Origin of the sequence: Streptomyces sp. NPDC060000, from assembly GCF_042737375.1 — a bacterium.
Taxonomy (GTDB): domain Bacteria; phylum Actinomycetota; class Actinomycetes; order Streptomycetales; family Streptomycetaceae; genus Streptomyces.
In genome coordinates this window covers 1-14,843 of sequence record NZ_JBHWUU010000054.1, presented here as the reverse complement: position 1 = coordinate 14,843, position 14,843 = coordinate 1, and the positions used below count along the sequence as shown (strand labels likewise).

The window sequence follows — 14,843 nt, the reverse complement described above, 5'->3', positions numbered from 1 at the left end:
GGCCCTGGCCCGTACCGGACCGGGGGGGGGGGGTGGCCCCCCGGGGGGGGGGGCGCCCCCACGCCGCGACACAAGCCGCGCAGCGCTGCCACTGTCCGCGCGCTGCCGAAACCGGCACCCAGCTACGCACTCACGAAGAGGTCACGCACATGGACACGTCGTTCGCTATCGACCTGGACGCCGAGCGCCGCGAGGTTCAGTACCCCGACGGCATCCCGGTCAAGTTCGGCGGAGAACAGTTCATCTTTCCGGCGGAGCTGCCCGCCGAAGCCCTCGACCCGATCCTGTCGGACGACCTGGGCCTGGTCGAACTCCTCGGCGAGGTCATCGAGTCGTCCGACGGCGACGCCGGCATCGGGGAGGTCGTCACCGCCCTGTTCCGGCGCCCGACCCTCCCGAGGAAGTTCCTCGCCGCGATCCGGGAGACGTACGGGATCCTCCTTGGCGACCAGCACGAGGGGTTCGTCAAGAAGCGGCCGAGCATCGGCGACTACGTCCGCCTGACCACGGGTCTGGTGCGCGTCTACGGGGTTGAGCTGGGGAAACTCTTTCGGTCGGCCGACTCGTCCGCGAGCGATTCGCAGACGTCGAGTCCGACCTCTCCCGCTTCCACGGAATCGACGCCCGACGTATCTGGCTTCGTCCCGGACAACCCGGATTCCTCGGAGTCCGCCGACTGATCTCCCTCATCGACGGCCTGCCAGACGACTCCCGGGTCCGTTCAGCCCCTCTCGGCGGCTGGACCAAGGTCCTCGAGCTCCTGGCGCTCGCTGTCGAGGAGATCGGGCTCCTGGCCGCAGACAAGCGGCGCGAGGAGCCGACCACCATCGTTCGCCCGCCGCGCTCCGACGCCGTGACGCGCAGCGGCCCCGGCATACCGCCCAGGCCGTCGCAGCCCACCCCGGAACCGCAGGCACCCCGCATGAGCGGCCACCGCCAGATGCTCGCGGCCGCCATGCAGAGAGGAATGGTCCGAAGTGGCTGAGGGCCTGCAGGCCGGCCGCCTCGACGTGCCGGTCGTCGCCGACCTTTCGGGGTTCGCTGAACGGCTGCGTACGGCCGTCGAGACGGCCGCCGAGGGCCTGGCCGCCAAGATCAAGGTCGAGGTCGACTCCAAGGGCCTGAAACGACGGCTCAAGGAAGCGGTCAAGGAGGCGTCCAAGGGCGTCACCGCGAAGATCCGCGTCGAGATCGACGAGGAGCGGTTCCGCACCACTCTCGACGGCATCCGGCGCCGGATCGACGACACCGACCTGAACCTCCCCGTCCGCCCCGACGGCGACGGCGACAACGACCGCAGCGGCGGTCTCCTCGCGCGGCTCCGCGGCCTCATCTCCGGCGCCCAGGGCGAGGCGGACCGCAACCCGGTCAACGTCCCCGTCAACATGCGGATGCCGGGCCGCGGCCGCGGCAGTCTGCGGATGCTCGGCATCGGCGCCATCGTCTCCCTGCTCGAGCCCGCGGTCGCGCTGATCGGCCAGTACGGCGCCGGCCTGACTGCGCTCGTCTCCTCGGCCGCGCCCGCGGTCGGTGTCCTCGGCGCGATACCTGGCCTCATCGCTGCGGCGGGTGCCGCGGCGATCGGCACGAAGATCGCGTTCAACGGGTTCGGCGAAGCACTCAAGCAGTCGAACGCGGCGCAGCAGATGCTCGCCACGGACGGCAAGGTCACCGAGGCGCAGCAGAAGAAGCTCAAGGAGGCGCTGGACAAGCTCTCGCCCTCGGCCCGTGACGCGGTCAAGTCCGTCTCCTCGCTGCAAGGGGCGTGGAGCAAGATCCGCATGTCGGTCAGCGACCGGTTTTTCTCCAAGGTCGCCGACGACATCAAGCCCCTGGCGAAATCCGTCTTCCCGCTCCTGGAGGACGCTCTCGGCGACTCCGCCAGCCAGATGGGCGCCCTGGCAGAGCGCGGCGCCAAGGCCATGCAATCCGGCCCGTTCCGCAAGGACTTCAAGTCGATCGCGGCGACGAACTCATCGGTCATCGGGCACATGGCGGACAGCCTGGCGAACGTGGGGTCCGCCACGAAGGACTTCCTGGTGGCGAGCGGTCCGTTCGTCGAGCGAGTCGCCCAGGGCGGCGAGCGGATGACGCAGTGGTTCCGCGCCTCCGTGCAGGCGGGCCGGGAGACCGGCAGCCTCGCCCGATTCCTCGATCACGCGGGGGACAAAGCCGCGCAGCTCGGCCGGACCAGCGTCAGCCTGATCAAGGGTCTCGGCGGTGTCGGCAAGGCCGCGATGGACACCGGCAATGCGTTGCTCGACGGACTCGAGGGCAGCATGCTCCGGTTCCAGCGCTGGGCCAACTCCGGCGCCGGCCAGAAGGCGATGCAGCAGTTCTTTTCCGATGCTGCCCCTGCCTTCCACGAGGTCAACATGTTGTTCGGCGACATGATGCGTGGGCTCGGCCGGTCCATGAAGGACGGCGGGATCACCGACCTCGTGCGGCAAATCCGCACCGAGCTGATGCCAGCCTTGGGCACCTTCTTCAGCGCTCTCGGCCAGACTGTCGGACCCGCGATCATCTCGGTGATCTCGAACATTGCCACCGCGATCGGCAACCTGTCGGCGGCCGGCTCTGGGCTCGGCGTGCTGCTCATGGCCTTCAACGGCCTGCTGAACGTCTTCAACACGCTGATGGGCATCATTCCGGGGGCGAACACCGTCCTGGCCACGTTCCTGGGCACGATGCTCGCCCTCAAGGTGGTCACCGGCGTCGCCAACTTGCTGCGCGGCTTCGGCACGTCCGTAGTCGCCGCCGGCACGTCCGTGCGCACCCTCAACACCACGATGCGGGGCACCACTGCGGCGATCGGCCCGCAGGCCACCCTCTGGCAGCGGATGAGCCTCGCCTACTCCGGCGCCGCGGCATCGGGAAACCGGTTCACCGGCGCCATGCGCGGGATCGGCGCGGCCAACCGGGTCGCCTCCCGGGCGATCGGCGGCATCACCTCGGCCCTGGGCGGCCCCCTCGGTATCGCGCTCGCCGGCGTCACCATCGGTCTCGGCCTCCTCGCCTCACGGCAGGAAGAGGCGGCCCGCGCCACCCAGGCCCACCGGGACCGCGTGAAGTCTCTGACGGACGCCCTGGTCGCGTCCGGCGGCGCGATCGACGCCAACGTCAGGGCGTCGGCCGCGCAGCTCCTGCAGGACACGGACCTCGCCGACGGCAAGGGAAAGCTCGTCGACATGATGTCCAAGGCAGGCGTCAGCCTCGGTGAGCTGACGAATGCCTACCTCGGCCAGGGAACGACCCTCGAGGGACTGCAGCAGCAGCTCCAGGACACAGCCGACGGACACAAGGTGTGGATCACCACCGCGGCAGGCGCGGCCCAGGCCTGGGACGACGAGGGCCTGGCCGCGGTCCGAGCGAAGGACGCCCTCGGCACCGTGAAGGGCGAGCTCACGGACGCGGCGAAGAAGCACAAGGAACTCGCCGACGCCGTCAACAACTCCGGCACCACCGGCACCTCCTCGTATGACCGTCTCGGCGCTGCCGTGCAGACGTTCGGCGACAAGACGAAGTCCGCGGACGAGCGGGTCGACGCCCTCAAGCGGGCGCTGGACGCCCTCAACGGGAACACGCAGAGCTTTCACGACGCGGAAGCCTCGCTCAACGCGGTGATGCTCCAGATCGACGACACGATGAAGTCGAACATCGCGAAGGCGGACGGCTGGGGCAAGGCACTCGTCGGGAATGACCACCTGGTCAACACCTCGACGAAGAACGGCCAGACCCTCAACAGCCAGCTCACGGAGCTCCGCGACGGCATGCTGGCCGTGGCGACCCGGGCGAAGGAAGCCGGGGAACAGGGCCTGATGCCCATGTCCGACGCGATGGACAAGGGCCAGGTAGCGATGGACAAGGCCCGCGCGAAGGCCATCGAACTCGCCCGGGACATGGGCATCCCGAAGGAAGAGGCCAAGGCGCTCGCCGATCAGATGGGGTTCGTCCCGGACACCATCACCACGATCGTCACCTCCCAGGGCATTCCCCAGGCGACGGCCGAGATTCTCGGTCTGCGCAGCAAGCTCGAGAGCATCAAGCCGGGCAAGTCGATCACGGTCACGGCTCCCACGACGGCGGCCCGGCAGCAGCTCGAGGCCCTCGGCTTCACCGTGACGAAGGTGCCGGGGTCCAAGAAGGTCATCGTCACCGCCCCCACCGGCGGCGCGCGCGTGAACATCGCCGCCTTGGCCGCGGACATCGCCAACGCCCCGGACAAGAAAAAAGTCACCGTCCAGGCCATCATCAAGCAGGCCGCGGGCGACCTGAAGAACGTCCAGGAGAAGGTGGCGGGCTTGCCCAAGGGCAAGTCCATCGACGTCAAGGCGCCGACGAAGACCGCCCAGCAGGCGCTGAAAGACCTCGGATACAAGATCAAGACCGTCGACGGATCGAACGGTAAGACGGTCAGGATCACGGCCCCGACCGCGTCGCCGCTGGCCAATGTTCAGCGCATCCAGGGAGCGATCAACGGCCTGACCGGCAAGACCATCAACGTCACGGTGCAGTACACCGAGTCAGGGAAGCCGGCGGTCGTCCGGACACACGCCGACGGCGGCATCGTCCACTACGCAAACGGCGGCATCCGGGCGGCCACCAACCGGATCAAGGCGTTCGCGGCCGGCGCCGAGCGGCACATCGCGCAGATCGGGCGACCGGGCGAGATCCGCATATGGAATGAGGCCGAGACTCAGGGGGAGGCTTACCTCCCTTTGGCGCCCAGCAAGCGCAAGCGCAGCAAGGCGATCCTCGAAAAGGTCGCGGAAATGTTCGGCGGCCAGGTCGTGTACGCCGCCCAGGGTGCGCTCCGCCAGTACGCGTCCGGCGGCGTGCGCAGTACGCGCTCGAGCACGACCAGGCCCCGCATGAGCACTGCCCCGGCGTCCGCGCCGCTCGTCGGCGGCGACCTGAACCTGAACATGACCAGCGCCCCCACAAGCCCGAGCCAGGCTCTGGGCGACGCGATGTTCGAACTGCGCCGTATCAAACTGGGAGGTGCGTATGCCTCTGGCTGAGGGCGAATTCAAGCTGACGTACAGCGCGAACGGAGTGCACCCGGGCGCTGCCTTCACCTTCGGGACCGTGCGGACGGGCTACTACCTGCTCGACGACTTCGAGGTGAAGGACACCGACGTCACGGCCGGCGACACCCCGCTCCCGCGGGAGGACGGCATCCGGCACGGCCAGGACTACACCACGGGCGCCACCATCACGTTCGAGGTTGGGGTCGACACCGTCGACGACGGTGCAACCCTCCTCGAGCGGCACGGGGCGAACCTGGACGCGGTGTCGGTCATGAAGCAGGCGTGGGACGCGAAGGCGGTCCGAGACCGCATGGCCACGCCCGCCGTGCTTTCCACGACGCAAGGCGGCCGGGCTCGACGCTGGTACGGGCGACCCCGGCAGTGCGCAAAGGCCGCGTCGAAGCTGACGAGGCAGGGGTACACGCCCGTCGTCGCCACGTTCGCCACGGCGCACACCGGCAGCTTCGACGACGTCGAGCAGAGCGTGCGCGTCGACATGGCGCCGCCCCCGCACCGCGGCATCGTGGGCCCGCTCAAGGACCCGCTGACGATGATCGGCGAGGGCTCTGTGCGCGTTCCCGGAGAGATCGTCGTGGGCGGCAACCGCCCGGCCTGGCCGGTCATCACCATCACCGGGCCGATCTCCCAACCGGTGTGCGAGCTGGTCGGCAAGTGGAAGCTGGGCCTGAACCTGACGCTCGCCGTGGGCGAGAAGGTCACCATCGACCCGCGGCCGTGGGTCCGCACGGTCCTCCGGGGCAGCGGAAGCGTGGCGGGACTCATCACCAGGTCCTCACCGCTGCTCGAGGACCTCCTCATCCCGCCCGGCCGGCAGGACTTCGTGCTGCGCGGCACCGACGCGACCGCCACGGCCTCCATGACCGTGGCGTGGCGCGACGCCTACGCCTACCTGTAGGGCCAGGACGCGACGTTAGCGATCCGGGCCCGTGATCCTCCGCTGTCCACAAGGACCAGCAGCGAGGAGAAGCAGAGATGGCGTGGGACAGCGTGCCGTGGTTCACCGAGGGCGGTGCCGAGCACAGCAGTGAGGTGGCGCGGCTTCTGGCGTACGCGGCGTTCGGCGGTGCGCAGGGTGTGGTCGGCTCCGGGGACCTGGCGGTGAAAGCGCTGTCGTCGCCTGCAGCCCAGGTGCAGATCCGGACCGGGGCGTGCGCCATCATCAACCGGGCGGCCGGATCGACGTATCAGGCGTACGCGGGCCGGCTACCAGTGTCAGAGACGGTGAACGTCGCCGCGACCGGCACGAGTGCCCGCTCCGACCTGGTCGTGGCGCGCATCGAGAATCCCTACTCGTACGGGGAGACGTGGCCGAACCCGTCCGACCCCGTGGTCGGCCCGTACATCTTCACGCGGATCATCTCCGGCGTGGCGAAGACGGTCACCGACGTGAGGCAGGTCCGCCCCACCGATTCGGCAATCACCCTGGCCCGCATCGACATCCCCGCGAACACCTCGGCGATCACTCAGGCGATGATCAAGGACCTGCGGGACATGGTCAGCCCCCGCCGGGACCGGCGCCTCTACCCCTCGTTCCCCGGCGCCCTGTCGACGCTGGCCTACTCCGACAACAAGTGGCACAACTGGCCCACGGCGGCGTCCTGGGACCTCGACGTGCCGTCCTGGGCGACCCGCGCCAAGCTCGTGATGACGTTCGCCGGACTCCGGATGACGAAGGCCGACGTCTACGCCCGGATGCAAACCAAGTGGGGCAGCACCCTCCTGGGCCAGGACACGTACATCGACGACGACTCCGGCACCGGCACTCGCCGCTCCACCGTCGTCCTCGCCGACAACTTCGCCATCCCGAGCGCGCTGCGTGGCACCACGCAAACCCTGTCCGTGCAGACGTACATGTACAAGTCCCCGACCGGTGACCTCTCCGTGGACTCCGGTACGTCGATCATCGCCGACGTCGAGTTCGTCGAGAGCCCGGACGAAGAGGAGGTGTAAGCGGTGCCGGTGGGGTGGCGCTTCATCGCGCAGGATGCCCTCACGGAGCAGGTCCTCGACTGGCAGGTGCCGTTCACCCCGTCCTCGAACCCGAAGAGGGACCTATCGGGGCCGGGCGCCATGGCCGGGACCATCGAGCCGGAATATGCGCGCATGATCGGTGCCAACGGCGACCCGATCCTGCAGGAGTGGGGCACGAAGCTGTACCTCGAGATCGACGGCGCCATCAGGTGGGGAGGCATCGTCACCAAGACCGCGTACGACGGGGCGCAAGCCACGGTCTCCTGTGAGGGGTTCTCGACGTACCCGCACGGCATCCCGTTTGAGGGCTACATCATCTCCGGCAAGAAGATCACGCCAAAAGACCCGTATGCGGGCAAAGACAAGAATCACGACGGGTACATCGACGGATCGAATCCCAAGGTGAAGGTGCCCAAGCCCCCCAAGGCGTACGGCGGGCCCCGCATCGACGTCTACGACGCGTTCCGCAAAATCTGGGCGCACGTCCAGGCCAAGCCGCACGGGGACATCGGCCTGGTCATCGACTCCCACGACAAGGGGGAGCTGCTCGGCACATCCGACGGCGAAGACCCGTGGGAACTCGCCTGGTGGGACAACCCTGACTGTGGCCAGACCCTCGACACCCTGGTCAATCAGTACCTGTTCGACTGGATCGAGACGCACGCCTGGAAGGACTCGACCAGCAACACCATCACCCACCGGCTACGACTGGGCACCCCACGCCTCGGCCGCAAGCGCACCGACCTCCGGTTCGCCCAGGGGGAGAACATCGTTGCCATCGCCAAGCCGGAGGGCATGGGCGACGAGTACGCCAACGAGGTCATGGTCCTGGGCAAGGGCGAGGGCCAGAAGATGAAGCGCGCCCAGGTGGCCGACACCGCCGCGTGGGCTTCCCGCCGGCTGCGCCGGGTAGCGACCGTGACGGACAAGACGCTGTCCTCCGCCACGGCCCTGCGCAAGCGCGGACAGCAGGAGCTCGCCGGCCGCACCGCCGCTCTGCAGATCCCCGCCATCCAGATCGTCGACCACCCCAACGCCCGGTTCGGATCCTGGTCCCTCGGCGACGACATCCGCGTCCAGGTGCACGTGCCGTGGGTCGGCGACATCGACGTATGGCACCGCGTCATCAGTGACGAGATCAGCGCCGACGGGTTCATCACCCTCGCCCTGAAAAGGTCCGACAGCTTCCACTACTAGCCAGGACGCGACACTAACCACCTGGGCCGTTGACCATCCCGCGCCATGGTCAACTTTCTGGACGATCAGTCAGACGCCAAGCGCTTCGCCGCGCTCCTGGCGGACTATGACCGGCGCCTGAAAGACCTCGAGCGCACTTCCAAAGCCGCGTACACCTCCATCGAGGGCGGCACGCTCGACATCTACACCGAGGACGGGCAGCTCGCCGGGTCGGTCGGTGTGCAGCCGGACGGCGGCATCGCGCTCGTCCCCGAGACCGCGGCCGCCACCCCGCCCCCCACGCCCGGCGTCCCGACCGTGACGTCGTCCCTGTCCGGGGTGGTGGTCACCTGGGATGGCTGGTGGGACGACTCCGACGCACCACCTACCGACTTCGCGGCCATGCAGGTGCACATAGGCGCGGCCGCCGACTTCACCCCGGATGTCACCACCCTTGCCGCGGCCATTACTGACGTCTCCGGCGGAAGCGTCACGATCGCGCTGAACGACTACACCGATTGCTGGGTGCGGCTCCTTGCCCTCAGCACCGCCGGCCTCTTCAGCACCCCGTCCACGGCCGTCCAGGGCAAGGCGCGTCAGGCCGTGGAGCAGGACCTCGTCGACGGCATGGTCACGGAGGTCAAGCTCGCCGAGAGCGCCGTCACTGCGGCGAAGATCGCCCTGGGTGCGGTCGGGACCACCGCTCTCGCCGACGGCGCGGTCCTCGAGGACAAGCTCGCCAAGGCCGCGGTCACGGTCGGGAAGATCGCGACCGGGGCCGTAACCATCAACGCCCTCGGCGGCGCGCTCTCGGACTCCGCAGCGCAGCGCTACGTCGACACGATGAACGACCCCGCGGCCTGGGCGGTCACGGAAAAGGGCACCGGGGCCACCTGGGAGTTCCTGAGCGGTGTCACAGATGCCCCGACCAGTCAGCGGGTGGGCCAGGCCACGGGCTACAACCGCCTACAGGGCAACACGACCATCCCGTACGAGCCAGGGGTGTTGTACCGGCTGAGCGCCCGGGTGCGCCTCAAAGCCGGGACCAGCGAGACCTTCTATGTGGGCATCGCCGGTATCGGCGCGGACGGGAAGACACTCGTCAACCGCAACGGCACCGCTGGAAGCCCGAACTCGCACTACTACATCGCCGCCTCCGGCCGGGCCATCACGCCCGCTGATGGCTGGGTCACGGTCGTCGGATTCGTCAAGGACCGGGCCGCGACCGGGTCGGCCGGCCCGAACAACGACCCGCGGTCCCCAGGCGTGATGCACAACGACGTCCGGTTCATCGCGCCGTACGTCTGGCTCAACTACACCGGTCTCGGCGTGACGTCGACGAACGTCATGCAAGTCGACTGCGTGACGCTCGAGGCCCTCAAGACCGGCATCGTCGACTCCGTCAACATCACGGCCGGAGCCGTGAACACGGCGGCGCTTGCCGCGGACGCCGTGACGGCGGGGAAGGTCGCCGCGGACGCGATCAGCGCGCGGGAGCTGCAGGCGAATTCCGTCACGGCCGCGGAGCTGTCGGCCGGCTCGGTCACCGCGGCCGCCGTGGCAGCCGGGGCCATCACGACGGACAAGCTCACGGTCACGGGCGGGGCGAACATCCTGCCCGACCCCTCCTTCGAAGGCGCCGTCACCGCGGCGCTGATCCTCGGCCTGTCGTACGCGACGCAGGACAAGACCAAGGGCAACGGGTCGGCCGCCTCCCTGAAAATCGACAGCCGATCGGCGACCGCGGTGTTCCGCGACGTGCCGCTGACCCTGATCCCTACGTTGGCGGGTGACCAGCTCTACCTCGCCACCGACTACTTCCTTTCTGCGGACTGGGTGGGCGCGTCGGTCAACATTCACGCCAGGTGGGAGGACGCCGCCGGCACGGTCCTCGGGTACGGCGTCGTCGGGACCACCGGCACACCGCCCCTCGGGGCGTGGACGAGGGTGTCCGGGACAGTCACGGCCCCGGCGGGGACGACGCGCGCGGCCGTACGGGTCCAGGTCGCATCAACGACCGCAGGGGACGCCTGGTTCGACAACGCGGCCCTCCGGCCGATCGTCCCGGGCGTGCAGATTGCCGACGGTGCGATCACCGCGCCGAAGATCCTGGCCGGGGCCGTCACAACAGACAAGCTCCTCGCCCTGGCCGTGACCGCCGAAAAGATCGCCTCACTGGCCATCACCACGGACAAGCTGGACGCCCTCGCGGTAACTGCGGACAAGCTGGCCGTGAACAGCGTGACGGCCACGAAGATCGCGGCAGGCGTCATCGACGCGACGCACGTCAAGGCTGGATCCCTGACCGCGGACCGGCTGTCACTGGGCACCGACGGCAACCTCATCGCCGACCCCTCCTTCGAAGGTGCCGTGACCGCTCAGCGGGTAGCAGGCAACACGTCCTGGTCCGTCGTCGCGGGCGGCAACGGCACAGCGCAGGCCCTGCGCAACAACGCGGCATCGGCGGTCGAGATGACCCTGCTCGGGCCCGTGCCCGCGGTGCCGGGGAAAAAGGTCTACCTCGCGGTCGACTACCTCGCCTCCACCGACTGGGTCGGGGACCGGGTGAGCATCTACGCGGAGTGGCGCGACGCCGCGGGCACCCCGCTCGACTACGCCGTCATCACCTCCGGCACGGGCACCACGGTCCGGGGCGCCTGGACGCGGATATCGGGGATCTCGAGCGTCGTGGCGCCGGCGAACACCACGCAGGTGGTCGTGCGCCTCAAGTCGGTCACCTCGACCGCGGGCAGCGTGCTGTGGGACAACGCCGACGCCAAGTTCGTGACCGCATCCGGCTTCGCCGGGGCACGGGCGGAGCTCTCGCCCCTCGGGCTGCAGTTGTTCGACGAGGCGGGCGAGGAAGCCGTCGCGCTCCTGACCGGCCGCCCCAACTACCTCACTCTCTCCGCTGACGGTGTGCCGGTCGCGACGATCGATCAGGAGGGCAAGGCCGGGTTTCAGTCGCTGGCTATCGCCGAGAGCCTGACCATCGGCGGCGACGACATCGCCACCATTCTCGACCAGCGGCCGCGCGGCATCATCGCGTACGGCGTACCAGCCACGACCGTGACGTCGACCGGCACGGAGATCGGCTACTTCGAGTTGTCCGCAATGATCGAGGCCGGCCGGATGTACCGCATCAAGTTCCATGCGACGGCCGACTTTGACAACGCCAACGACGGTGAGGCCCGGGTCTACCTCCGGGACGGTGGAGCCTCCACGCCCACGATCAATTCGACGCTGCGCCAGCACTGCATCCTCACCCCGTCGCATACGGGCCGGTACTGGACGGCCGAGCTGGAGCACGTAGCGCCGGCAAGCGCACTCGGTGCGGGCCTTCACCGGTTCCTGCTGAGCTTCAACAACGAGGGCAGTACCACCGGCACGACGTTCGAGCTCGGACTGCCGACCACTGGCAGGACTTGCTACTTCATCGTCGAGGACATCGGCCCCGAGATCCCGAAGACCGGCGGCTACAACACCGGCGGCGGCACAGCCACCCCGCCCGTCGTCCAGTACACCAAGACGTACGCCGCCACCTGGTCCGGCTCGTATGCCGCCCGCGGCTCGTACAACTCGTACTACGGGAACTCCTGCTACCAGGGCTACTACAGCTCGACCAACGGCATGCAGGCGAGTCTCATCGGCTTCTCGTCGGCCCTGGGCACCGACCTGTCCGGCGCGACCATCCAGAAGGCCGAGGTCTACCTGTATTTCGATCATTGGTACAACAACGCCGGCGGAACGGCCGTGATCAAGGCCCACAGTTTCACCTCGCGCCCGGCCACGTTCTCCAGCGATGCGGAGTCCAAGTCGGTGTCCTGGGCGAAAAACGTCGGCAAATGGGTGGACATCACCAGCGTCTTCGACTCGACGAAGTGGCGGGGCATCGCCCTGGACCCAAACAACTCGAGTGCGACCTACTACGGCCGCGCGCGCGGCTACGGCCAGACCAACCCCCCGAAGCTGCGCGTCACCTACACCAAGTGAGGAGGCTCCGCCTTGCCCGCCCTACCGCTGTCCCTGAACGCCATCTGCGGTCTCGCCTGCGAGCCGACGTTACTTCCCCGCGTTCGCATGGCCATCGCGATGATCGCGCAGGAAGTGTTCGCCGAGCCCCCGGAGACGCCCGGGTACCCCGCGCGCTGGAACCTGTCGAAGACCGTGCTCAGCCCCACCGAGTCGCAGGCCGCACAGTTGATGGTCGGCATCGTCGCCTCGCCGCCCATGCTCGCCGCGGCCGCGGCCGCTGCCGCTGCCGGCGGGACTACGGACTCCGTGGCCATGGCCGCGGCCATCACGGATGACCAGATCCTCGGCGCTATCCGAACGGGCTGGAACGCCGTCGCTGGCGTCAGTCCCACGTCCGCGGAGACGACACGGATCGAGGAGGTCGAGACGTAAGCGCCCGCCGTGTTGCAGCGTTCCGGGCTGCGGGGAGCCGCGGACCTCTACGGGTCTCGGCTCCCGCGCACCCCTACTGACGACGATGACCGAGGAGGCGCTCATGGAGTGGCTTATCTCTCTGGCGCCTGTCCTCACCCCAATATCCGGCATGGTGGGCGTGCTGGGCGGGGCCTGGATGGTGTACCGCCAGACCAACCGCAAGACCGATGTCGACGCGGAGACGGCGGAAGCCACCACCTTCGTCACGTCCGTCCAGACCGTGACGAACGGATTTACCCAGCTTCTCGAGCAGCAGCGCGAGACGAACGCCAAGACGCTCGAGCGGGTGACCACGCTGGAGAACAGGGTCGAGCGCCTGGAGGAGGAACAGCGGCAGTGGAGGCGCTGGAAGGCCGCGGCCGTCGACTACATCCACCAGCTCCGCGCTCTGGTCGCCGACCTCTACGACCGCTCCGTCCCGCCTCCGCCGCGGGAGATCGCCGAGGATCTGACCGACCGGCCCGGCGGCTGAGCCAGCAGGCGACGCAAGGGGCCGGCCGCGCGCACAGTCCGCCCGTCACGCAACTCCGCATGAAGGGCAACCCATGTCTGCAACGCTCGAATCTCTCTCCACCGGCGTCCAGGTCGGCGCTGTGCTCCCGCTGCTCACCGCGGTCGTGCAGCGCCCCGCCTGGTCGGCGAAGTACAAGAAGGTCGTCGCGGTCGTGGCCGCGCTCGTCGCCGGCGTCGTCGCCGTGGCGGCGGACGGTGGCTGGGACCAGTTCACGCACGGCAAGCTGACCACGGTCACCATCCTCGGTGTACTCGCGGCCTCCCAGACGAGCTACGACCTCGTGTGGAAGCCCAGCAAGCTCGCCCCGATCATCGAGGCCCTGACCACGAAGCGGACTCCGCAGCAGGCCGAATAGCACCTGCGCGGCACCTCCGGCCCACGGCCGGCGGGTACCATCTGCAACGAGGTGGCCGTACCGCTGCCGCGAAGAACGCGTTGAGATTCCGGTCAGGGCTCTGTGGCGAACGATGCACTACCGCTCGAAAGAGCTGGGGTGTTCCTCTCCGCCCGTTGGTTGTCCTGGCCACCTGGGGTCGAGTAACCGGGTGCGTGTAGAGCACTCGGGGCCGGGGAGTGGCTGCTCCTACGAAGATCCGGCACACGCATCTCCGCGTACGCGCCCAGTGCGGCCACCTCGTCCTGTTCCAGCAGGTACGCACGACACACGGCCCGAGAGCACGGGTCAAGCCCGAAGCGGAGGAACACGCCCCATGGCCGATGCGCAGCAGGTTGCGGCCGAGATCAAGCGCCTGTCCGGGATGACCCCGGACGCCTTCATGGACACCGTCGTCAGCTACGTCATGGGGGGGACCGACAAGCGCGCCCCCCGGGACATCCAAGGCGCGGCCCTCGGTGACCCCCAGCTCGCCCCCCAGACCCTCGAGGCGCTCCAGTTGGCGCTCCGGCGAGCGCGGTCCTACAACCCGCTCGAAGAGGGGGAGACGAAGAAGGCGCAGCAGGCCCGCATCGCTCCGTGGCGCGCACGCATCGAGGCGGCGACCGGACCGATCCAGGACGTCGTCGACGACCTGGCCCACGAGCACGCGAAGGAGCTCGCGGCCCTCGACGACGGTGCCTTCACCGACCGATGGACGGCGTTCGTCCTCGGGGAGGCGACCGCTACCGCGACGCCAGCGCACGTCCAGGCCCTCGCATTCCGATCACCGAGAGTAGCGGCCAGGGCGGCGGAAATCTGTCGGCAGATGTTCGAGGAGCCCGGCCGGTTTCTGCCCGCGGTGCCCGCCGGGGAGACCCGTAAGGCGCGGGATCAGCGCGTTGAGCAGTTCCGCCGGCGCGTATCGTCCGAGGCTCGGTTCTTGCGCTACGCCGTCCAGTACGGGGAGGCGCGCCAAGGCCGGATGCCGAGTGAGCCGAACGTCCGCCTGCAGGCGCTCAAGGTCCTCGGCGAGCGGCACCCCGAGGAGCTGATGCAGCTTCTGCGGCAGGGGCGCGGAGGCGCTCTCGAGCAGGCCGCGAAGGCGCGGAGGGAACGGCGCGCCATCCGTCGCGCTGCCAGGCAGGGCGCGCGGTAGGGCGCGCTCCCGTCGGATCGGCACTCCCAGGGCGCGCCTGATGGCGCGCCCTTCGTCATGTCCGAGGGCGCGCTCGAGGGGTGGCCGCGCGCGCGGCCAAGGCGCGGTCCTCGGCGCGCGGCCGGCCGACCGGCGCGCTCTGGCGCGGCC

At 69.0% G+C, this 14,843-nt stretch carries 10 protein-coding genes; all 10 read left to right on the top strand.

The window, feature by feature from the left end:
* Positions 1-149: 149 nt before the first annotated feature.
* The 10 genes from ACFWBB_RS26400 to ACFWBB_RS26355 all read left to right on the top strand — a co-directional run bounded on the left by ACFWBB_RS26400 (position 150) and on the right by ACFWBB_RS26355 (position 14,693).
* On the top strand, positions 150-680 hold the full coding sequence (locus ACFWBB_RS26400) for a hypothetical protein (protein ID WP_385277250.1): 531 nt from the start codon (positions 150-152) through the stop codon (positions 678-680).
* Between the two features lie 297 nt (positions 681-977).
* Positions 978-5,021: a hypothetical protein gene (locus tag ACFWBB_RS26395; RefSeq protein WP_385277248.1), complete on the top strand. Its 4,044-nt coding sequence runs from the start codon at positions 978-980 to the stop codon at positions 5,019-5,021.
* Positions 5,008-5,946: a hypothetical protein gene (locus tag ACFWBB_RS26390; RefSeq protein WP_385277246.1), complete on the top strand. Its 939-nt coding sequence runs from the start codon at positions 5,008-5,010 to the stop codon at positions 5,944-5,946. Before ACFWBB_RS26395 ends, ACFWBB_RS26390 begins: the two co-directional genes overlap by 14 nt.
* A 77-nt stretch (positions 5,947-6,023) precedes the next feature.
* Positions 6,024-7,001, top strand: coding sequence for a hypothetical protein (locus ACFWBB_RS26385; RefSeq protein WP_385277244.1), 978 nt, complete (start codon positions 6,024-6,026; stop codon positions 6,999-7,001).
* Between the two features lie 3 nt (positions 7,002-7,004).
* A complete protein-coding gene (locus ACFWBB_RS26380; protein WP_385277242.1) occupies positions 7,005-8,219 on the top strand; it encodes a hypothetical protein in 1,215 nt (404 codons plus the stop codon).
* A 45-nt stretch (positions 8,220-8,264) separates the two neighbouring features.
* Positions 8,265-12,191, top strand: coding sequence for a hypothetical protein (locus ACFWBB_RS26375; protein ID WP_385277240.1), 3,927 nt, complete (start codon positions 8,265-8,267; stop codon positions 12,189-12,191).
* A gap of 12 nt (positions 12,192-12,203) precedes the next feature.
* Positions 12,204-12,605, top strand: coding sequence for a hypothetical protein (locus tag ACFWBB_RS26370; RefSeq protein WP_385277238.1), 402 nt, complete (start codon positions 12,204-12,206; stop codon positions 12,603-12,605).
* Between the two features lie 103 nt (positions 12,606-12,708).
* Entirely contained in the window at positions 12,709-13,119 is a 411-nt protein-coding gene (locus ACFWBB_RS26365; RefSeq protein ID WP_385277236.1) for a hypothetical protein, read from the top strand.
* A gap of 73 nt (positions 13,120-13,192) precedes the next feature.
* Positions 13,193-13,516 (top strand): hypothetical protein, encoded by a 324-nt coding sequence (locus tag ACFWBB_RS26360; RefSeq protein ID WP_385277234.1) that lies wholly within the window; start codon positions 13,193-13,195, stop codon positions 13,514-13,516.
* A 355-nt stretch (positions 13,517-13,871) separates the two neighbouring features.
* Positions 13,872-14,693, top strand: a complete 822-nt coding sequence (locus ACFWBB_RS26355) for a hypothetical protein (protein WP_385277232.1) — start codon at positions 13,872-13,874, stop codon at positions 14,691-14,693.
* The last annotated feature ends 150 nt before the right edge of the window (positions 14,694-14,843 follow it).

What these genes read in the sequence shown, in the direction of transcription:
- ACFWBB_RS26400 (WP_385277250.1), top strand. Translation starts at nt 150, where the DNA reads ATGGACACGTCGTTCGCTATCGACCTGGACGCCGAGCGCCGCGAGGTT.
- ACFWBB_RS26360 (WP_385277234.1), top strand. Translation starts at nt 13,193, where the DNA reads ATGTCTGCAACGCTCGAATCTCTCTCCACCGGCGTCCAGGTCGGCGCT.
- ACFWBB_RS26385 (WP_385277244.1), top strand. Translation starts at nt 6,024, where the DNA reads ATGGCGTGGGACAGCGTGCCGTGGTTCACCGAGGGCGGTGCCGAGCAC.
- ACFWBB_RS26390 (WP_385277246.1), top strand. Translation starts at nt 5,008, where the DNA reads ATGCCTCTGGCTGAGGGCGAATTCAAGCTGACGTACAGCGCGAACGGA.
- ACFWBB_RS26375 (WP_385277240.1), top strand. Translation starts at nt 8,265, where the DNA reads ATGGTCAACTTTCTGGACGATCAGTCAGACGCCAAGCGCTTCGCCGCG.
- ACFWBB_RS26355 (WP_385277232.1), top strand. Translation starts at nt 13,872, where the DNA reads ATGGCCGATGCGCAGCAGGTTGCGGCCGAGATCAAGCGCCTGTCCGGG.
- ACFWBB_RS26365 (WP_385277236.1), top strand. Translation starts at nt 12,709, where the DNA reads ATGGAGTGGCTTATCTCTCTGGCGCCTGTCCTCACCCCAATATCCGGC.